Source organism: Afipia sp. MLSD5-FHT05B12 (assembly GCF_058793355.1).
Genome location: NZ_JBXAFS010000013.1, coordinates 86,860 through 107,154, shown reverse-complemented (window position 1 = coordinate 107,154; position 20,295 = coordinate 86,860). Strand labels below are relative to the sequence as shown.

The window sequence follows — 20,295 nt, the reverse complement described above, 5'->3', positions numbered from 1 at the left end:
CCGCTCTGTCAATCGCCGGTTACGGCTTCTGTTTTTGTTTCGTGTGGTTCCTCGGAGCCGGATTCTTTCACCAGGCCGAAGACAGAAAATCGCATCCGCACCCACGCTCCCCGCGCACCAGGGCGAAGAGCGGATGCGTCGTTCAGTTCGATACGTCCGCCGTGATCTTCGAGAACGCGGCCAACAATCGCGAGACCAAGGCCGGTGCCTTTCTCGCGGGTGGTCACATACGGCTCAAGCAGCCGCGCACGGCTTTCTTTAGGCAACCCAATTCCGTTATCCACAATATCGATCACGATATCGTCGTTTTCACGCGCGGCGATGACATCAATGTGTCCGCGTTCGATCTCTCCGGGAGGGACCGCGCTGATGGCTTCGGTGGCGTTCTTGATGATGTTGGTCAATCCCTGCGAGATCAGCCGCCGGTCGAACTTCGCATGCATCGGCTCCTGCTTGATATCTACGTCGATATCGATGTCAGGATACCCCACACGCATCAGGAAGACTGTCTGACGGACAGTGTCTGCGACATCCTCGCCCTCAATGACAGGTTTCGGCATGCGCGCAAACTTCGAGAACTCATCGACCATCCTGCGAATATCATCGACCTGACGGATGATCGTGTCGGTGCATTGATCGAAAATGGGCCGATCTTCCGTGATAACCTTGCCGAACTTGCGGCGAATGCGTTCGGCGGACAACTGGATCGGGGTCAGTGGATTCTTGATCTCGTGCGCGATACGACGAGCGACGTCCGCCCATGCCGATGTCCGCTGCGCAGTCACCAGTTCGGTGATATCGTCGAGCGTAATGATGTAGCTCTCGTTCGATTGTCCGGTCTGCTCGGAACTGACACGCACGGAGAGATTGCGCTCTACATTGTCGCGGCTGATCTCGATCTGCCCCTGCAACAGACGCTGCGCGCTGCTACGTGCGGTCGTCATCAGATCATCGAGTTCCGGAACGATCTCGGATAACGGCTTGCCCATCACCTCCGATTCCGAATGTCCGATCAGTTTTTCCGCGGAGCGGTTCAGAACGGCGATCTTGCCACCGCCATCGACACCTATAATGCCGGCGCTCGCGGATGAAAGAACCGCTTCGATAAACCGGCGGCGGCTGTCGATGAGACCGCTCGCATTCACAAGATCGTCGCGCTGTGTGCGCAGCTCCTGCGTCATCTTGTTGAATGTTTCGCCAAGATTGGCGAGGTCCCCCTCGGACTTAATGACGGGCACTTGAACATGGAGATCGCCAGTGGAGACCAGATTGGCCGCACTCATCAGCCGGCGGATCGGCGCGACCAGCCAGTTGGCGAAATTCAGGCCGATCAGCACCGATGACATCAGCACAGTCAGCGCGATCACGGTGAACATCAACGCGAAAGCGACCTGAATTCCCAGACGACGCGATTCGAGTTCGGCGTACTCCTTCACGCTCGCCTGCGTCTGCTGCAACTGCGCGACGACACGCGGATCGAGAATGCGCGCGACGTAAAGAAACGTATCCTGGAATGCGCGCAAGCGAATGACCGCGGCGACATAGTTCTGTTCGATGAATACACCGATCTGGGGTTCATCCTCGGTGACGTTCTTCAGAAAATCTCCGGCCGGGGTCTGGAAATCCTGCCGGATTCCCGTGGCCGCCGTTTCAAGGATGTTGCGATCCTTGTCGATGATCATGGCGCCCGGCAGATTGCGGGAGGTCGCGCTCGACGTCAGCACGTTGCGGAAGGTCTGCCGGTCCTGATCGAACAGCGGCCGCGCACGCGCAATGTCGTTCGACATGCCGATGATGTCGCCGCGAATAAGCTGTGCGTGTTCGTAGACATACGCATTTGCGACGATCAGCGAATTCTCGATCACCGCGCGGGTACGCACCGAAAACAGCCGGTCGAGGCCGCGATCGATGGTGACGTTGGCCACGATCGAGACCAGCACCGCCGGCAAAACCGCGATTACTGAAAACAGGCTGACGATCTGGACATGCAGGCGCGCGGCCGCGCGGCCACGGCGGCGGGCTTGAACGACCTGCCAGACCTCGCGGGCGATGATCGCCAGCAGCAGCAGAATGGTCACGCCATTGATGAGAAGGAAGGTGACAACGACGTTGTGGACCGGCGCGATCGGCGTCAGTCCGGTCAGCACCACGAAGGTCAGGAACGCGGATAGCAGCGAAATGCCGACGGCGAACGGCGCCAATAGCCGATGCCACGGCCGGCCGGAAGGCTCGGCGACCGACGGGTCGAGGGATTGGGCCGACGCCTCTGCTGCGCTCATGCGGGGATCGTGTCAGGCCGGATTTGCCGGTTCGAGGCGGGTGCCCCGACCAGTGATGCATTCATATCACAATGTTGCTGAATTGCGACATTTCCTAGGCGCATGTCCGTGACGAATTGCGCCTTCAACGGTTTCTAAGCGAGCCGGCTGCGCCAAAAAATCGCCCCTTCACCGGAATGCCACTCAATGGCAGAGCCGAATTCGGGAACCCGTTTACCCGGCGCAGTTGAAAATGCTCCTAGCTGCCGCTGCGATAGACCTGAATGTCGAGATCCCGAATCTTCTTGCGGAGGGTGTTCCGGTTCAGTCCGAGAAGGTCCGCCGCCCTGATCTGATTGCCGCGATTGGCCGCCAGCGCCGCCGTCAGCAGCGGAACTTCGATCTCCTTCAGGATGCGATGGTAGAGCCCCGGCGGCGGCAGCCCGTTCGGGAAGCCGGCGAAATGCGATGCCAGGTACATCTCCACCGCGCCCCCGAGGTTGTCCACGCTTTGCGGCATGTTGCCACCTGACACCACGGCAGGTGGTGCCAGTTCGCCCTCGATCACCGAGCCGGTAATGACATCCTGCGGATAGAGCGCGGCAAGGCGGCGTGCGAGGTTTTCAAGCTCACGCACGTTGCCAGGCCAGCGATGCTGCTTCAGGCGCTCGACCGCCTGCGCATCGAGCTTCTTCGGTGGCAGGCCATCCTTTTCCGCCAGCGCAAAGAAGTGTCGGATCAGGTCGGGCAGATCCTCAATGCGCTCGCGCAGCGGCGGCAGCCGCAGTGGCACGACATTGAGACGGAAGAACAAATCTTCGCGGAACAATCCTTGCTGGATGAGGATGCGCAGGTCCTTGTTACTCGCTGCAACGATCCGCACATCGGTCTTGATCGGCGTGCGGCCCCCGACCGTGGTGTACTCACCCTGCTGCAGGACGCGCAGCAAGCGGGTCTGTGCTTCCATCGGCATGTCGCCGATTTCATCGAGAAACAACGTGCCGCCTTCGGCCTGCTCGAACCGTCCGGTCGCGCGGGCGTTCGCGCCGGTGAACGCGCCACGCTCATGTCCGAACAGTTCGGATTCGATCAGGTCACGTGGAATTGCGGCCATGTTGACCGCGACGAACGGGCCGTTACGGCGCTTGCCGTAGTCATGCAGCGCCCGTGCCACCAGCTCCTTGCCGGTGCCGGATTCGCCGGAGATCATGACCGTCAAATCGGTTTGCATCAGGCGCGCGAGTACGCGATAGATTTCCTGCATCGCCGGCGAGCGGCCGACCAGCGGAATGGAATCGAACTCACCCTCGTCCTTGACTGTTGCCGGGCGCTCTTTTGGTTCAGACAATGCGCGGCCGACGATCGCGATCAATTCCTTGAGGTCGAAAGGCTTCGGCAGATATTCGTAGGCACCGCGCTCCGATGCCCGGATCGCAGTCATGAACGTGTTCTGTGCGCTCATGACGATGACCGGTAGATTCGGGCGCATTTTCTTGATGCGCGGCAGCAGATCGAACGCATTCTCATCCGGCATCACAACGTCAGTGATGACAAGATCGCCCTCGCCCTGGCTCACCCAGCGCCAGAGCGTGGCGGCATTGCCTGTCAGCCGCACCTCATATCCGGCGCGGGACAGCGCCTGATTGAGCACGGTTCGGATGGCGGTGTCGTCGTCAGCGACAAGTATGCTACCTGCGGGCATTGTTATTTATTCCTCATCTGCGGTCTGTGAGGCATGCGAGAGCGTTCCCGGGCGCCCGTCGCTATTGCTGTGGTTGGGATTGTTGTTTTTGGTTGGATTGAACATCGGCAGCAGCACGCGAAAAACCGTCTTTCGCGGCTGGGATTCACATTCGATAATGCCGCCATGATCGTTGACGATCTTGGCCACGAGCGCGAGGCCAAGACCGCTGCCAGTCGGTTTGGTGGTCACGAACGGATCGAACAGATTTGGCAGCAGGTCGTCCGGCACACCTGAACCGTTGTCTTTCACGCAGAATTCCAGCGGCAGCGACACACGTGACTTCTTGCCAGGCACCGAGAGGCGCACACCCGGCCGGAATGCTGTCGTCAGTTGAATCTCACCATCGGTCCCGAGATCCGCAACGGCTTCCGCCGCGTTCTTCACAAGGTTCAGGAACACCTGAATGAGCTGATCCTGATTAGCCAGCACAGGCGGTAATGACGGATCATACTCTTCGACGAACTTGATGTTGCGAGCGAAGCCCGATTGGGCGAGGCGCTTCACATGATCGAAGACGGAATGAATGTTTACCGGTCCGCGCGCCACGGGACGCTCGTCGCCGAATACTTCCATGCGGTCGACAAGCGTCACAATGCGATCCGCCTCGTCGCAGATCAGGCGGGTCAAAGTGCGATCTTCCGGTGAAGCTGCCTGTTCAAGCAACTGTGCGGCGCCGCGAATGCCTGACAGCGGATTTTTGATTTCATGCGCCAGCATCGCCGCCAGCGCGATCACCGAACGGGCGGCGCTGCGATGTGTCAGCTGCCGGTCCATCTTGTCGGCGATAGTGCGCTCCTGAAGCATCACCACAATATGGCCTGGGTGCTCGCTGAGCGGTGCGACATGAAGATCGACCTGACGATCGCCGCCGATACGAGGCGTGCCCAGATCGACCTTGTATTCATTCACAGCCGAGCCGGTGCGGCGCACCTGATCGATCAGCGCGAGCAGCGGGCTGCCGAACGGCACCAGCTCGCGCAACATCTGCCGCTGCAAATGCGGGATCGACGTTTCGAAGAACGATTCCGCCGCGATATTCGCGTCGAGGATTTTGCCGTCCGGGGCGATAAGCATCACCGGATTGGGCAGCGCGTTCAGAATGGCGTCACTGTTCGCAAGTTGCGGAACGCGTTTTTCGGCAGCATTGCTCATGCGGCAGCGCTCCATGAAAGTTCGCCAAAGGCATCGTGAAGCGAGCGGCGGACGTAAGCTGGGTCTGTTGCGGTCAGGATGGTCTGACGCCAGCGCTTAAGGACGTCCGCGGATGCAGCACTGCCCTTCGCTGCGACGTCGAGCGCCCAGCCCAGATGCTTGCGCGCATGACGCGAGCCGACACGGGTTCCGTAGTGATCGACGACCCGGTCGTAGAGCTGGCAGACATGGTCCAGCTGTTCGCTGAGGTGCGGCACGGATTCCGGAGCGCCGCCATCGAGACGGCGCGCGATCTGTCCTGGAAGCCAAGGCTGGCCTTGCGCGCCTCGTCCGACCATCACCGCGTCTGCGCCAGAATCTTCGAGCGCAACCGTCGCCTGCTCGAACGAGGTGATGTCACCATTGACAACCACCGGTACCGTCACCGCGTCCTTGACTGGCCGCACGGCAGCCCAGTCAGCGCTTCCTTTGTAGAACTGGCAGCGGGTGCGCCCATGCACCGTGATCATTTTTACGCCCGCCGCCTCGGCACGGCGAGCCAGTTCGGGTGCGTTGAGAGATTTGTCGTCCCAGCCTAGCCGCATCTTCAACGTCACCGGGACGCTGACGGCGGACACGGTCGCCTCAATCAGCCGCAGGGCATGATCGAGATCGCGCATCAGCGCTGAACCGGATTGGCCGCCGGTGACATGACGCGCGGGACAACCCATGTTGATGTCGATGACATCGGCGCCGGCAGCTTCTGCGATCTTCGCGCCTTCGGTCATCCAGTGGGTCTCGCAGCCTGCGAGCTGAACCACATGCGGGCCGATACCGGCCGCCTCGCAGCGCAGGACGGACATCGGACGCCCCCTTGCGAGATCGTCGCTGGCGGTCATTTCCGAGACGACAAGCCCGGCTCCCAGTTCAGCGGCGATGCGGCGGAACGGAGCATCGGTCACGCCCGACATCGGCGCGAGAAGGACGCGATTGGCGACCGTGATATCGCCAATGGTCAACGCTGCCTGACGTGCCGGAGCCATAGCGATCATTGTTCTTTTCGATTTTTGCCGAACCCCGCCTCGTTGCGAGGGTCGCATAGCTTAATTTCTAAGCATATTGAGATCATGCCTACACTTTAGCCAATTTCGGGCAGCTTGCAAGTGCGGCGCAACAATTCTTCCAAATTCTTCACAGGGTTGCGGAATCGTGCTGTTCCCCGTCCGAATATGGTAAGTGCAGCACCCAAAGCTGCCAACAATCGGCTCAGCCCCCTGCTCGGACAGTCGCCAAATACTCATGCCAACGCAAAAACGGACTGCCGCCATTATCGTCGCTGCCGGCCGCGGACTTCGCGCCGGGACCGGAGGCCCCAAACAATACCGATCAATCGGCGGTAAAACCGTCCTTTCGAGGGCGATGGAGCCGTTTTGTACCCATCCCGGGGTGTTTGCCGTCCAGCCGGTCCGCAACCCGGACGATGCCGACATCTTCGATCAAGCGGTCGGTCACCTCAAATACCAGACACCGGTGAACGGTGGCGCGACGCGGCAGGCCTCCGTCCGCGCCGGGCTTGAGGCGCTTGCGAGCGAGTCGCCGGATATCGTTCTCATTCACGACGCGGCCCGCGCGTTCGTCACCGACAAGGTGATCACACGCGCCATCGATGCGGCGCTGATTACGGGTGCTGCGATTCCCGTCGTGCCGGTAACCGACACCATCAAGGTGGTCGATGGATCGGGCGCCATCCAGGCGACACCGGACCGTGCGAGCTTGCGAATTGCGCAAACGCCGCAGGCATTTCACTTCGACACCATTCTCGAGGCTCATCGCCGCGCCGCGCGCGAGGGGCGCGACGATTTCACCGACGACGCGGCGATCGCGGAATGGGCGGGGTTGACCGTCGCAACATTTGAAGGCGATGCTGCCAACATGAAACTGACCACACCGGAAGATTTTGCACGCGAAGAAGCGCGGCTCGGCGCCATGCTCGGCGATATCCGCACCGGTACCGGCTACGACGTGCATGCGCTGACCGACGGCGATCATCTGATGCTGTGCGGCGTCCGCGTGCCGTTCAATCGCGGCTTCCTCGCCCATTCCGATGGCGACGTCGGACTGCATGCGATTGTCGACGCGATCCTCGGCGCGCTGGCCGATGGCGATATCGGCTCACACTTCCCCCCGAGCGACCCGAAGTGGAAGGGCGCGGCCTCCGACCAATTCCTGAAGCATGCCGTCGAACTGGTCGGCAAGCGCGGCGGACGGATTGCGCATCTTGAAGTGACGATGATCTGCGAAGCGCCGAAGATCGGCCCGCTGCGCGATGCAATGCGCGCGAAGATCGCCGAGATCACCGGGCTTCCGCAATCGCGCGTCGCCGTGAAGGCGACAACCAGCGAACGCCTCGGATTTACCGGTCGCCAGGAAGGTATCGCGGCGACCGCAAGTGCAACTATCCGCCTTCCCTGGGACGAATCCTTGAACGCCGGACAATCCGCATGAGCGGCAGCGCCACCCGCGCCCTCTCCCGCTCGTTGCTGGATCTGTGCCGGATGCGCAAACTGACCATTGCGACGGCAGAATCCTGCACCGGCGGACTGGTTGCCGCTGCGCTGACCGAAATCCCCGGCTCCTCCGATGTCGTCGATCGCGGTTTCATCACCTACTCCAATGAGGCCAAGCACGCGATGCTCGGCGTCGATACTTCGACGCTGGAAACATTCGGCGCTGTCAGCAAAGAAACCGCGACCGCGATGGCTTTCGGCGCACTTGAACACGCCGATGTCGATCTGGCGGTTTCAATCACAGGCATTGCAGGTCCCGGCGGCGCAACGCCGGGCAAGCCCGTGGGATTGGTGCATCTGGCGGTTGCCGCCCGCGACGGCCGCATTGCTCACAAGGAATGCCGCTTCGGCGCCGTAGGCCGCAGCAACGTGCGCGAGCAGTCAGTCGTGGAAGCGCTGAAGATGCTGACGGAGATGGCGCGCGGACCGCAGCCGCCGATCAAGAAGCGGCCACGCGCGGCGGCCCATAGACCGCATCCGCGCGTTTCTCGAACGCCGCGGCGAAGCGCTGGAAAGCGGCGTCGAACATCGCGCCCATCAGCACCGCGAGCATCCGACTCTTGAACTCGTAGGCGATAAAGAAGCCGACATCGCAGGCGCTCTCGGATTTCGCCTCGAAGGTCCAGCGGTTCTCAAGCTTGCTGAACGGGCCCTGCAAGTATTCGACAAGGATTTTCAGGTTCGGTTTGTCGAGCGTGACGCGGCTGGTAAAGGTCTCGCGGACCACCTGAAACGAAACGGTCATATCGGCGACAATAACCTCTGTACCGTCGGGCTTTTGCGTGCGCTGGCGGACCTTCAGCGCCTGACACATCGGCACGAATTCGGGATAGCGTTCGACATCGGCGACGAGATCGAACATTTTCTCCGCGCTGTGACGCACGCGGCGCTTGTTTGAAAACTGGGGCATCGGGAGCTAGCGGTTTGCCGCTTCGCGTGCCGCCTGCAGCTTGGCAAAATCCTCGCCGGCGTGATGGGACGAACGCGTCAGCGGACTCGCCGAGACCATCAGGAAGCCCTTGGTGTAGGCGACCTTTTCGTAGCCGCCGAATTCATCCGGCGTCACGTAACGCATCACGGCGTGATGCTTGAGGCTCGGTTGCAGATATTGCCCGATGGTGAGGAAGTCGACATCCGCTGAACGCAGGTCGTCCATCACCTGCAACACTTCATGGCGTTCCTCGCCGAGACCAACCATGATGCCCGATTTGGTGAAAATGGTGGGATCCATCTCCTTGACCCGCTGCAACAGCCGGATCGAGTGGAAGTAGCGCGCGCCGGGACGCACAGTGAGATAGCGCGACGGTACCGTTTCGAGATTGTGGTTAAACACGTCGGGCTTGGCCGCAACCACCTGCTCCAGCGCACTCTCTTTGCGGAGAAAGTCCGGTGTGAGGATTTCGATGGTTGTCGTCGGGCAGTTCGCGCGGATGGCGCGGATGGTCTTGGCGAAATGATCCGCGCCGCCGTCCGCAAGATCGTCGCGATCCACGGACGTAATGACAACATGATGCAAACCGAGCTTCTGCACGGCCAGCGCGACATGCTCGGGCTCGGATGCGTCGAGTGCGCCAGGCAAGCCGGTCTTGACGTTGCAGAAAGCGCAGGCGCGGGTGCAGGTGTCACCCATGATCATGAAGGTGGCGTGCTTCCTGTCCCAGCACTCGCCGATGTTCGGACAGCCGGCTTCCTCGCACACCGTGACGAGGCCGTTTTCCTTGACGATATTGCGGGTGTTGGCATAGCCGCGCGAATTCGGCGCGCGCACGCGAATCCAGTCCGGCTTGGCCGGGGACTTGGCGTCGGGCCGGTTGACCTTCTCCGGATGGCGCGGGCGCACCTGATTTGGCGACACCGTATCGATCAAAGTGACCATGAAAAGTCCGCGATTTCCTTAGACTTACCTAAGCCCGCCAATGTCTTGGCGCAAGCCGTCCGCATCCATTAGATGGGGCATGATCCTGTCCGAAAACCGGTTTTCACTTTTCGGGATCATGCCCTAGTCTTGGAATGACTATCACGTTTCCAACCGGTCCAGCATGGCCCTGCGCGCCTATCCCCTGCCCATAAATGGCTGAACGACAGTCCCAAGCCCCTGCTGGACGGCTGCTGACGCGCAAATTCTTCGCGCGCAGCGTCCATGTCGTGGCCCCGGACCTGATCGGCGCGACGCTGCTGGTGGACGGCGTCGGCGGCATCATCACAGAAGTCGAAGCCTATCACCACACCGAGCCGGCCGCGCATTCGTTCAACGGGCCGACACCGCGCAACATGGTGATGTTCGGCCCGCCGGGATTTCTCTACGTCTATCGCTCCTACGGCATCCACTGGTGCATGAATTTCGTCTGCGAAAAGGAAGGCTCCGCCAGCGCAGTGCTGATCCGCGCGATCGAGCCGACCCACGGCATCCCGGCGATGCGGCGGCGGCGCGGCTTGCACGACGAACGAATGTTGTCTTCAGGCCCCGGCAAACTCTGCGAGGCGATGGCCGTGACCGACAAGCACAACGGCCTCGCCCTCGATACACCGCCGATTGAGGTTTACGCGCGCACACGAAAACCGGACATCGTCAGTGGCATCCGCATCGGCATCACCAAGGCCGTCGAGCTGCCGTGGCGCTATGGACTGAAGGGCTCGAAATTCATGAGCAAGCCGTTTCGGGCATAGGCGAAGCGGTGAGGAACTTTGCTGCAAAGGCGGAGTCTTGACGAAACCGCGATGCTGCGAAACTCCGAAAAATTGCATCGCGGCGAAGCAAAGTCGGCGGTTGGGGCGCTCGTTATGCGCTCGCTGCATGGCGAGAAAAGCCGATCAGCCTCCGCAACGCGCACCCATCAAAACGTGGGCAGGAGAATAACCGAATCAGATCGCCGCGTGACAGACGGCTTCGATCCGGTTGCCGTCGGGGTCGCGCAGAAAAGCTGCATAGTAAGATGCGTGATAGCTCCGCAGGCCGGGAGCGCCGTCATCGCTGCCGCCCGCCGCGATGCCGGCGTCCCAAAAGGCATCCACCTGCGTTTGCCACTTCGCCTTGAAGCACCAATGCCGGCCAGCGGCCTCCTCGGGCCTGGCACCTTTGCGGATCGAGATGTAGACGCGATCCGGATACGCTGCACGCGAGCGTTCTCCATAGCCAAGCCAATCGTCACGGCGTCCGACCTTAACAACGCCGAGCGCATTCATGATCGCATCATAAAAGCGCTCAGCCGCGGCGATGTCGGAGACGGTAATCGAAACATGGTCGAGCATCGGCCACTCCGGGATTATCGCGCCATAATGTTCATTCGCTCCGGCGCGTCGAAAAATTGGTCATCAGTGTCAGCGCAATAAGCGGCGACACCCAAACGGCAACAGGGACAAATGCAAACGCAGCGCTCCCACTGCTGTCCCATGCGATGCCGCCGAGAACCGAGATCGTCATCGCTAGACCATAGCCCAGCGTAAATATACCCGCCGACATTCGCGGCACCTCATCCGGTGCAACCAGCAACGCGGGCAGAGCCAGCACAAGGGTCAGCGCGATGGCGCAAGCAAAACCGATCATCGCCGCCGATCCGATCAGGCTCCACGCCTGACCGGACATCAGAATGCCGGCGATGCCTGCGATCCCGATCGCCCCGGCGGAGAGCAGCGGCCATTTCTTCCGCTCCCAGCGGCTTGCCATCACCAGCAGAAGGAATGACGCGGGCAACTGGCCGACATTGAGCGCCGTGAGCGCCGGGCCGATCAGTTCGGTGCGGTCCGTCTGCAGCAGATATCCCGGAAGAAAAGCGTTCGTGCAGAAGTAGAGCTGGTTGGGGCCGCTCATGATAAGGCCCAGCTTCCAAAGCAACGGATCGCTCCAATCCGGCATCCAGAGACGATGGCGCGAGACGGGCGCATCTTTGCCGCCCGGTTGAAACAGAAAAATGACGAGTGCGATCGCCACGAGCGGAATCGACCAGAACACAAGACTCGCGCGCCAGCTTCCTGCCATAAGCGGCACGATGAAGGCAGCGAGCATGACCGGGAAGATTTCGCCACACAGAAGGCCGTTGGTATAGACCGCCGTGGCGAAGCCGATCCGGTCCGGCACCCACTGGCGCACGGTCGGCGGCAGCGACGGCTGCATCACCGCGATCCCCGCCGCCATGATCACGGTCGTGACGTAGAGCATCCACGTGTCGGTCGCGAAGCCGCGCAAAGCCGAACCCGCCGCCGCGATCAAAAGCCCGATGATGAGCGCGGGCACAGCGCCAACGCGGGCGATCAGGAGCGAGCCCGGCACGGCGACCAGGGCGAATAGGAAAACCGGAATGGCGTTCAGGATGCCGACCTCGGTGCCGGACAGCCTGAGATCCAGAATGATCAGCGCCAGCACCGGCGGCACGGCAAGAAGCGTCAGCCGCAGACCGTTTCCCGCGAGCCAGAGGAGCAGCAGCGCGTTGAACGAGGACGACCGCTGCAAGATCATTCCGCGCCCTTGAGCCGCTCCAAAGCTTCGAGGATTTTCGCCTTCCGGGTTTCGGCTTCCTCGCGCTTCTCGCGCTGTTCTTCGATGACTTCTTCCGGTGCGTTGGCGACGAACTTCTCGTTGCCGAGCTTGGCATCGACGCGCTTGATGTCGGCGTCCGCCTTTGCAAGCTCCTTGTCGAGGCGCACCTTCTCGGCCGCAAGGTCGATCACGCCTTTCAGCGGGATCGCAGCGACCTCACCGCGCACCAGCAACTGCACGGAGCCGTCCGGCGCACGATCGGCGAATGAAATGTCGCCGAGGCGCGCGAGGCGCTTCATGACGTCGCTCCAGCGTTCCGCACGCCCCTTGATGTCGGCGGACGCGCCGACCAGCACCAGCGGAAACAGCGTCGCGGGCGGAATGTTCATCTCCGCGCGCACCGAGCGAATTGCCGAGATGAGGTCGATCAGCCAGCCGATCTCGGCTTCGGCCGCTGGATCGCTGAACTGCTCAAGCTCCGGCGCCGGCAGAACGACGATGGGCATCGCCAGCGGATCGGCTGAGATCGCCGGCTCAAAGATCGGCGCGGCTGGCGCTTTCAACGGCCAATCGGCGAGAGCGAGAAGCCCGTCGCGCCTGGCCGTCACGCCCCAAAGCTCCTCGGTGAGGAACGGCATGAACGGATGCAGCAGCTTGAGGATCTCGTCGCGCGCCCAGGCGATGCTGGCCTGGGTCTCCGCCTTGGCCGGCGAGTCCGCGCCCATCAGCACAGGCTTGGCGAGTTCGAGATACCAGTCGCAGTAAATGTTCCAGACGAAGCGGTACATGATGCCCGCCGCATCGTTGAAACGATACGCCTGAATGGCTTCCGTCACTTCGCGTGTGGCCCGCGCGGTTTCATGCGCGATCCAGCGGTTGAGCGTTTCCTTCGTCTTCGACGGTTCGAAGCCATCGGCCAGCGCGCAGCCGTTCATTTCGGCAAAGCGCGAGGCGTTCCACAGCTTGGTCGCGAAGTTGCGATAGCCTTCGACGCGCTGGGTCGAGAGCTTGATGTCGCGGCCCTGCGCCGCCATCGCGGACAGCGTGAAACGCAGCGCGTCAGCGCCGTAGTCATCGATCAGATGCAGCGGATCGATGATATTGCCTTTCGACTTCGACATCTTCGCGCCCTTCTCGTCGCGGACGAGGGCATGGATGTAGACGGTCGGGAACGGCACGTCCTTCATGAAGTGCATGCCCATCATCATCATCCGGGCGACCCAGAAGAAGATAATGTCGAAACCAGTGACCAGAACATTGGTCGGGTAATAGCGCTTCACATCGATGTCGGTGTCGGGCCAGCCGAGCGTCGAGAACGGCCACAGCGCCGACGAGAACCATGTGTCGAGCACGTCCTCGTCGCGCGTGATAAAGCCGTCGCGCTTGGCCGGATCGAGCGCCATGTCATGGCCCTGCTCCGCCGTGATGACTTCCTGTTCGACGTAATAGCCGAGCGCCTTGCCGACCGCCTCGTCCTCGGTCTCGGCGACGAACACCTTGCCGTCCGGTCCGTACCATGCCGGGATCTGATGCCCCCACCAGAGCTGGCGCGAGATGCACCACGGCTGGATGTTCTCCATCCACTCGAAGTAGGTCTTCTCCCAGTTCTTCGGCACGAACGCGGTCTCGCCGCTGCGCACCGCCGCGATCGCGGGCGCGGCCAGGGTCTTGGCGTCGACATACCACTGGTCGGTCAGATAAGGCTCGATGACAACACCGGAGCGGTCGCCATGTGGCACCATGTGTGTGTTGGGCTCGATCTTCTCAAGGAAACCGGCCTCTTCCAGCTTGGCGACAATCAGCTTGCGTGCGGCAAAGCGATCCTTGCCGTCGAGTTCTTCGGCAAAGATCAATGCGGCTTCAGGAAGATCGCGCAGGTAGTCCTCGTTGCCGGACAGCGACATGCGCGCTTCCTGATCGAGCACGCTGATCGAGCGCAGACTGTGACGGCGGCCGACCTCGAAGTCGTTGAAGTCGTGCGCAGGCGTGATCTTCACCGCGCCCGAGCCCTTTTCCGGGTCGGAATACTCGTCTGCGACAATCGGGATCAGACGTCCGGCCAGCGGCAGCACCGCAAAGCTGCCGACCAGATTCCGGTAGCGTTCGTCGTCCGGATTCACGGCGATCCCGGTATCGCCAAGCATGGTCTCGGGCCGCGTGGTCGCGACCACGATATAGCTCGCCGGATTGTCGGGATCGAAGCTGACGCCTTCCAGCGGATAGCGCAGATACCAGAGGCTGCCCTTGACCTCGATCTGCTGCACCTCGAGGTCCGAAATCGCGGTCAGCAATTTCGGGTCCCAGTTGACCAGCCGCTTGTCCTTGTAGATCAGACCCTGTGCATAGAGTTCGACGAACACCTTCGCGACGGCGCGCGACAGGCCCTCGTCCATGGTGAAGCGTTCGCGTGACCAGTCGCACGATGCACCGAGACGCTTCAACTGATTGACGATGACACCGCCGGATTCGGCCTTCCACTTCCAGACCCGCTCCAGAAATTTCGCGCGGCCCATATCGCGGCGGCCCGGCTCCTGACGCTCCATCAATTGCCGCTCGACCACCATCTGCGTGGCGATGCCCGCGTGGTCGGTTCCCGGCTGCCACAGCACATCGCGGCCGCGCATGCGCTCGAACCGGCACAGGATGTCCTGCAGCGTATTGTTGAGCGCGTGGCCCATATGCAGCGAGCCGGTAACATTCGGCGGCGGAATGACGATCGTGAAGGGCTCGGCGTCGCGGCGCTCGGGCCGTCCGGCCTTGAACGCCCCTGCGTCTTCCCAGGCACGGGCAATACGGTCCTCGATCTCGGCGGGCTGGTAGTTTTTCTCGATCATCACACTGCAATCAATGGGGAAAGGCACGCGCTAGAAAGCTCCCAGCACGCGCCAAGTCAACACTTCAAAATGGAGGTTTTTCGGCAGATTTGGCCGAAATCACCGGCCTCGGGAGACCCGCTCGATCTCGGCCTTGACGATCCGCTCCACCAGATTGGGCAGATTGTCGTCCAGCCAGGACTTCAGCATCGGCCGCAGCATCTCCTTGACGAGATCCTCAAGGGTCCGGGCGTTGTTGCTCAGAACAGTATTCGCCAGCGTATTGAACGCGGACTCCACCGCTGAAACCGTCGAACCCGACAAAATCTGCTGCGTCGGCATCTCGCGCTGCGGCGGCGCCCGTTCGGTGAACGTGGGCGATTCCATTACCGGAGAGCGTTGTTGGGGGGCTTGAACCATCGGCGACTCGGTGAACTCCAGATCGTCCTCGGGTTCGATCTTGTTGAATGTCGGCGGCGGTTCGGGCACCGCCATCTGCTCGGTCAACTCGAACACATCGGTGTCTTCTTCCGGCTCCGCGGCTTTCGCAGGGGCAGCAGGCGCATCGAAGCTCGCCATCATCGCATCGATTTCAGCCTGGCTGTTCTTTGCCGCCGGCGCAGGAGCAGGTGCAACCGCAGGTTTGGGCGCGATCTTGGACGGCGGAATGCCGGTCATCACGGGACGAGCGGGTACAGGCCGCGACATTTCCGCTTTGGGAACTTCCGTTTTCGGAGGCGCCGCTGCGGGAGCAGCAGTTCCCGCGACTGGCTTGGCCTCGTCATCGGAGATGATGCGCCTGATCGACGCGAGAATCTCCTCCATCGAGGGCTCCTGCGCCTTTGCCGGTTGCGTCATCTCGGACTCCACCCCATCGGCTGCCAGGTCAACCCGAGGGACCTGTAATAGCCGCACACCACCGTCACGAATCGCTTCGCGACCCATCAGAACGGTATGTCATGGCAACAATTGATTGCAAGCAACGGGCGACGGACCAGAACGGTTGATCACAGCGCTGATGTGAGAAGGTTAACCGGCGGTCCGGTGAACTCATTCGACATCTGCGCCGGACCCGAATGCAGGGTCACGACGCGAATGCCAATTCAAGTTAGCGGCCGTCCGGTGTCCGCACGCCAAACCAGCTATCGCGAACCTGATGATAGTGGACGCTCGCATCATAGACGTTGGTGGCGAGTTTCAGGACGGTCGGCGACAGACGTCCTACGGAGTTCAACACGCTGTAGGATGCAACGACGCGGTCATGCTGCGCCGTCACAAGTGCGACGCGTGCATTCACCAGCGCCTGCTGAGCGTTGAGGACGTCGAGCGTGGTGCGCTGCCCGACCCTCGCCTCTTCGCGAACGCCGTTCAAGGCGATCTCCGATGCCGTCACCTGCGACTGCGCCGACTGCACCTGCGCCTTGCCGGCAACAAGCTGGCCCCAGGCCTGTGCGACAGTGGCGCGGGTCTGGTCGCGAACCTGTTCGAGATTGAGGCGCTGCTGCGCCAGCGTTTCTTTCGACTGGCGGATCAGCGAGTATTCGGCGCCGCCCTGATAGACCGGCACGGTCAACTGTGCGACGGCGGATGCGCCGAACGCCTTGTAATTGGCCATCGTGTTTTCATAGGACTGCTGCACGCTGCCTTGCAGGGTCACGGTCGGGAACAACGCCCCTTCATTGACCTTTACCTGAAGGAAGCTGACGTCGATGCCGTACATGGCAGCGGTGATGTTCGGATTCTCGATAAGGCTGAGATCGACCGCGCCGGCCAGCGTGGGCGGCAGAAAGCGGTCGACAGGCGATCCGGCGGCAAGGTTGGAAGGCTCGTTGCCGATGATGCGGCGGAAGTTCGCGCGCGTCGTCGTCAGATTGGATTCCGCTGTCAGAAGCTGCGTCCGGCCCGCGGCAAGCTGAGCCTCGGACTGGGCGACGTCGGTGCGCGTCACTTCGCCGACATTGAAGCGATCACGGGTCTGCTTGAGGGTCTGCTCAAGCACACGGACGTTGCTCTTCTGCACCTCGACGATCGCCGAGTCGCGCAGGTAATCCATGTACACGGTCGCAGCCGAGAACAGCACGGTCTGTTCGAGCACGCGCAAGCCTTCGCGCGCAGCCGAAACCTGACTTTCAGCGGCACGCGTGCGATTGCCGGTCTGGCCGCCGTTGTACAGCGTCTGGCTGATCGTCGCGCCCACCGAGCGCGGCGCGTTCACGCCTCGGAGGCCGATTTCGCTGAGCCGCCCGCCGACCTGCGTATTGGTCTGCGTTTCGGTGTACTGCGTTCCCGCGCTGGCGGTCACCGCGACACGCGGACGATAACCGGACAACGCCTGCGGCACGCTTTCATCGGTGGCGCGGACCGATGCACGCTGCGCGTTAAGCTGCGGGTTGTTTTGATACGCGCGGACCAGCGCGGCCTCGATCGTGTCAGCCATGACCGGGACGGTCATGACAGGGCACAGCAGGAGAGTCGCCAGAGCGACACCCGCACTGAGTTTCTTCCGGTATCTAGCTTGCATTACTTCTTGTCCCCAAACCGGATTCACTCACCATCAGGGCGCGCGAAAGCCGGGTAGCTGAGTCGTCTGTGCCCGTTCCGCGTAAGTCTATGCATCGCCAAGCCGGGGTGAAACCCTTTCAGCCCGGCCGCCGTCGAAACAGTCAGGCTGGGACATTGCTGCCACACCTGCTCCAATTCTGGGAAAGAAAACCTAAAAACGAGTGCCGAAAGCTAGAACGTGAAGGCTGGACGACGCTCTAGGCCGGTCAAAACCGGCGCTGAGGCGTCAAAAAGCACCCGGCTGCCAAAATCGGCCGGTGACCGGGCGATTAATGTGGCGCGCGGGGGCTGGCTGGTCGCGAACACGCCCACCAGCCGCCCGCCCATCTTCAACTGCTCATACAGCTTATGAGGTTCCACCTCGGTGGCGCCGTCCATGACGATGACATCGTATGGCGCGTGGGCGTTTTGGCCCTCGGCTGGCTCGGCCGTGCTGACAGTCACATTGGCAAGGCCCAGATCAGCCAGATTTCGCGCAGCCGCAGCAGCCAGTGCCGAATCGGGCTCGGTGGCAAATACCTGTCCTGCGAGGCGCGCCGCCACAGCCGCCGAATAGCCGGTGGCGCAACCGACCACCAGGACACGGTCGGTTTCGGTGATCGCGGCAGCCTGGAGCATTTTCGCGAGCACCGCCGGCTTGATGAGGCAGCGCTTCGGCCGACCATCCGCCGCGACATCGATATCGATATCCAGATAGGCGATGAGGCGCTTGCTTTCCGGGACGAAATTCTCTCGCGGCACGGCGAGCATAGCGTCGATGATCCGCAGATCGGTCACATCGCTCGGCCGCACCTGACAGTCGACCATGTACTGCCGAGAGGTCGTGAAATCAGTCATGGGATAGCCTCAAGACAGGAACACCGAATGGATCATCAGCCAGCAGAGTGTGGCCAGCGCGGCACATATTTGCTGCAAGGCCGCACACGATGCAAGCCTGCAAGTCCGGTTATGGTATGAGGCCGCTGGTGGTAATGGCATCTACGTTGTTGAATTGGGGGCACATGACAAGCAGCACGACAAGACCCCCTCTCCGCATGCGGCTTTGCGGCCTGCCGCTCGCTGTATTGCTGATTGGTGCGAGCATTGCGCCGGCGGCGGCACAGACTGCGGCGCCCGCAGTTGCAGCTACCTCCGATCAGCCCGCGCCGAAGCGCAAGAAGGTGGTCGAACGCGCCGCCGCCATCATGAAGGCGCTGGGCGACTATTCGGCCAAGCGGACACAGAAACTTCCCGCCCTGGCCGATTACTATGCCGCCAAAGCCGATCTCGGAAAAATCGATGATTCCGCGCCCGAAGCTCCGCGCGCGAAGAAACTGCTGGCAGCGATGCAGAAGAATGAGCGCGAATACGTCCGCAAACACGGCGCGACCAATGTCAGCGCGCGGCTCGATTCGCTTTCCGGGAACGTCGAGGGCCGCAAACAGTTCGCGGTCACGACCAGCAAGCAGATGCTCCGCAGGGGACTTGCGATGGACATCGGCACATCCGGCGACCAAGAGACGGTGCTGAACTACAAGTATTTCAAGATGGATCGGCCGACGGTTCTCAACCTCGCCAGATCCGGGAATATCTTCAACAAGGCGCGCGATCTCGGATTTCGCTCGGTGGTTTTCACCAACGGACGCCTGACCTGGACCTACGACGTGGCAGCGAACACATTCAAATGAAGCGGGATCAAACAACGCCGGCGGGCAAAGCCGCGCCAAGCTCCGAACAGGGAGACCTCTCTGCGAGCAGACTGTCGACGATGCGGCGGCAGATGGACGAGTTCGACGATCTGCCGTCTGAAGTCCGCGCCGCTCTGATGTCGGCGAACGAGCCGAGCGACCAGATGATCGACGTTCTATGCACCATGAATCGGAGCGGCTTTCCCGTTGCAGACCTCATGAAGGTGATTGCGGCCAGCAATGCCAAGAGCGGATCATAAAGAGCGGATCGTAAAAATACCGGCGCTATCGCCGAATTCACCATCGGAAGCGGATTCGGCCCGCTAAGTGGCCGGAATCGACCCGTTCCGCCACGGGACGATTGCATAAGGGCTTGGGCCCTTGTAACTAGTCCGGCCTGTGAGGCCACGTGGCGGAGTGGTTACGCAACGGTCTGCAAAACCGTGTACACCAGTTCAATTCTGGTCGTGGCCTCCAATACTCTCTTAATTGACCCGTCTAACCGCTGTCATTTTTAAGCGATTAGCGCTTTGCAAGACTCGGGGCCTTTGGTATAGGCGGCCCCATTGCTGCTTCAGCAGTATTCCTCGGTAGCTCAGCGGTAGAGCATTCGACTGTTAATCGAATGGTCGCTGGTTCGAATCCAGCCCGGGGAGCCAATCAAATCAATCACTTACCGACCTGCCCGCCTCGCGCAACTTGCGCGGGATCGTCCGCGTATATAGCTCCCTCCTGTAACGGGCCGCGGGGCGCTCCCGGAATGGAACAGGCAGGTTTTACGTGAGCGCAGAAGCAAGAGCCGAACTCGACCGTCATTTCGACTGGATCGCAGCGCGGCTTCCCGAAAAAGGCGCCCGTTTCGTGCGCTGGGTGCGCGAGCCGTCATCGCAATGGGTCCGCATTCCACTCGCCCTGCTGCTGATCGTTGGCGGCATTTTCAGCTTCCTGCCGATTCTGGGCCTGTGGATGCTGCCGCTTGGCCTGTTGCTGATCGCTCAGGATGTGCCGCTCCTGCAACCACCGCTCGCCAAAGCGCTTGGCTGGATCGAGCGAAAATGGATGGGCCGGAAGGCCTGACT

At 61.5% G+C, this 20,295-nt stretch carries 17 protein-coding genes, 2 tRNA genes and 1 pseudogene; 8 read left to right on the top strand and 12 right to left on the bottom strand.

Going from position 1 to position 20,295, the window contains the following annotated elements; translation table 11 throughout:
- Positions 1 to 8: 8 nt before the first annotated feature.
- The 4 genes from AC1Q6J_RS16905 to dusB all read right to left on the bottom strand — a co-directional run bounded on the left by AC1Q6J_RS16905 (position 9) and on the right by dusB (position 6,185).
- Positions 9 to 2,279, bottom strand: coding sequence for a sensor histidine kinase NtrY-like (locus tag AC1Q6J_RS16905; RefSeq protein ID WP_492280373.1), 2,271 nt, complete (start codon positions 2,277 to 2,279; stop codon positions 9 to 11).
- Between the two features lie 238 nt (positions 2,280 to 2,517).
- The gene (gene ntrC, locus AC1Q6J_RS16900) at positions 2,518 to 3,960 is read right to left on the bottom strand and encodes a nitrogen regulation protein NR(I) (protein WP_492280372.1); all 1,443 of its coding nucleotides are present in this window, start codon (positions 3,958 to 3,960) and stop codon (positions 2,518 to 2,520) included.
- A 6-nt stretch (positions 3,961 to 3,966) separates the two neighbouring features.
- Positions 3,967 to 5,154, bottom strand: coding sequence for a two-component system sensor histidine kinase NtrB (locus AC1Q6J_RS16895; RefSeq protein WP_492280371.1), 1,188 nt, complete (start codon positions 5,152 to 5,154; stop codon positions 3,967 to 3,969).
- Positions 5,151 to 6,185, bottom strand: coding sequence for a tRNA dihydrouridine synthase DusB (gene dusB, locus AC1Q6J_RS16890; protein ID WP_492280370.1), 1,035 nt, complete (start codon positions 6,183 to 6,185; stop codon positions 5,151 to 5,153). The genes AC1Q6J_RS16895 and dusB overlap by 4 nt, the downstream gene beginning before the upstream one ends.
- Positions 6,186 to 6,432: 247 nt before the next feature.
- Here dusB and AC1Q6J_RS16885 point away from each other — a divergent pair, with 247 nt between their 5' ends.
- Together AC1Q6J_RS16885 and AC1Q6J_RS16880 are read left to right on the top strand one after the other, a co-directional pair.
- A complete protein-coding gene (locus AC1Q6J_RS16885; protein ID WP_492280369.1) occupies positions 6,433 to 7,638 on the top strand; it encodes a bifunctional 2-C-methyl-D-erythritol 4-phosphate cytidylyltransferase/2-C-methyl-D-erythritol 2,4-cyclodiphosphate synthase in 1,206 nt (401 codons plus the stop codon).
- Positions 7,635 to 8,105: pseudogene (locus AC1Q6J_RS16880) on the top strand (CinA family protein); the annotation flags it as partial. The gene AC1Q6J_RS16885 and the pseudogene AC1Q6J_RS16880, both read left to right, overlap by 4 nt.
- A gap of 34 nt (positions 8,106 to 8,139) precedes the next feature.
- Here the strand turns inward: AC1Q6J_RS16880 and AC1Q6J_RS16875 are convergent.
- Entirely contained in the window at positions 8,140 to 8,610 is a 471-nt protein-coding gene (locus tag AC1Q6J_RS16875; protein WP_492280368.1) for a type II toxin-antitoxin system RatA family toxin, read from the bottom strand.
- 6 nt (positions 8,611 to 8,616) lie between these two features.
- Positions 8,617 to 9,576, bottom strand: coding sequence for a lipoyl synthase (gene lipA, locus AC1Q6J_RS16870; RefSeq protein ID WP_492280367.1), 960 nt, complete (start codon positions 9,574 to 9,576; stop codon positions 8,617 to 8,619).
- Positions 9,577 to 9,770: 194 nt separating this feature from the next.
- Here lipA and AC1Q6J_RS16865 point away from each other — a divergent pair, with 194 nt between their 5' ends.
- Complete coding sequence (locus AC1Q6J_RS16865) at positions 9,771 to 10,367, top strand: DNA-3-methyladenine glycosylase (RefSeq protein ID WP_492280366.1); 597 nt, start codon at positions 9,771 to 9,773, stop codon at positions 10,365 to 10,367.
- A gap of 195 nt (positions 10,368 to 10,562) precedes the next feature.
- Here AC1Q6J_RS16865 and AC1Q6J_RS16860 read toward each other — a convergent pair whose 3' ends face one another.
- The 6 genes from AC1Q6J_RS16860 to AC1Q6J_RS16835 all read right to left on the bottom strand — a co-directional run bounded on the left by AC1Q6J_RS16860 (position 10,563) and on the right by AC1Q6J_RS16835 (position 18,386).
- A complete protein-coding gene (locus AC1Q6J_RS16860; protein ID WP_492280365.1) occupies positions 10,563 to 10,949 on the bottom strand; it encodes a VOC family protein in 387 nt (128 codons plus the stop codon).
- A 31-nt stretch (positions 10,950 to 10,980) separates the two neighbouring features.
- Entirely contained in the window at positions 10,981 to 12,153 is a 1,173-nt protein-coding gene (locus tag AC1Q6J_RS16855; protein WP_492280364.1) for an MFS transporter, read from the bottom strand.
- Positions 12,150 to 15,008 (bottom strand): valine--tRNA ligase, encoded by a 2,859-nt coding sequence (locus tag AC1Q6J_RS16850; protein ID WP_492280387.1) that lies wholly within the window; start codon positions 15,006 to 15,008, stop codon positions 12,150 to 12,152. The genes AC1Q6J_RS16855 and AC1Q6J_RS16850 overlap by 4 nt, the downstream gene beginning before the upstream one ends.
- Before the next feature lie 99 nt (positions 15,009 to 15,107).
- A complete protein-coding gene (locus AC1Q6J_RS16845) occupies positions 15,108 to 15,845 on the bottom strand; it encodes a PopZ family protein (protein WP_492280363.1) in 738 nt (245 codons plus the stop codon).
- A 250-nt stretch (positions 15,846 to 16,095) separates the two neighbouring features.
- Complete coding sequence (locus tag AC1Q6J_RS16840) at positions 16,096 to 17,508, bottom strand: TolC family outer membrane protein (RefSeq protein WP_492280362.1); 1,413 nt, start codon at positions 17,506 to 17,508, stop codon at positions 16,096 to 16,098.
- Between the two features lie 212 nt (positions 17,509 to 17,720).
- Positions 17,721 to 18,386 (bottom strand): protein-L-isoaspartate O-methyltransferase family protein, encoded by a 666-nt coding sequence (locus AC1Q6J_RS16835; protein ID WP_492280361.1) that lies wholly within the window; start codon positions 18,384 to 18,386, stop codon positions 17,721 to 17,723.
- A 164-nt stretch (positions 18,387 to 18,550) separates the two neighbouring features.
- Here AC1Q6J_RS16835 and AC1Q6J_RS16830 point away from each other — a divergent pair, with 164 nt between their 5' ends.
- The 5 genes from AC1Q6J_RS16830 to AC1Q6J_RS16810 all read left to right on the top strand — a co-directional run bounded on the left by AC1Q6J_RS16830 (position 18,551) and on the right by AC1Q6J_RS16810 (position 20,293).
- Positions 18,551 to 19,216, top strand: a complete 666-nt coding sequence (locus AC1Q6J_RS16830) for a hypothetical protein (RefSeq protein WP_492280360.1) — start codon at positions 18,551 to 18,553, stop codon at positions 19,214 to 19,216.
- Positions 19,213 to 19,476, top strand: a complete 264-nt coding sequence (locus AC1Q6J_RS16825; RefSeq protein ID WP_492280359.1) for a hypothetical protein — start codon at positions 19,213 to 19,215, stop codon at positions 19,474 to 19,476. The genes AC1Q6J_RS16830 and AC1Q6J_RS16825 overlap by 4 nt, the downstream gene beginning before the upstream one ends.
- A gap of 143 nt (positions 19,477 to 19,619) precedes the next feature.
- A tRNA-Cys gene (locus tag AC1Q6J_RS16820) sits at positions 19,620 to 19,693 on the top strand.
- A gap of 107 nt (positions 19,694 to 19,800) precedes the next feature.
- Positions 19,801 to 19,875 (top strand) — tRNA-Asn (locus tag AC1Q6J_RS16815).
- A gap of 121 nt (positions 19,876 to 19,996) precedes the next feature.
- The gene (locus AC1Q6J_RS16810; RefSeq protein WP_492280358.1) at positions 19,997 to 20,293 is read left to right on the top strand and encodes a hypothetical protein; all 297 of its coding nucleotides are present in this window, start codon (positions 19,997 to 19,999) and stop codon (positions 20,291 to 20,293) included.
- Positions 20,294 to 20,295 lie beyond the last annotated feature (2 nt).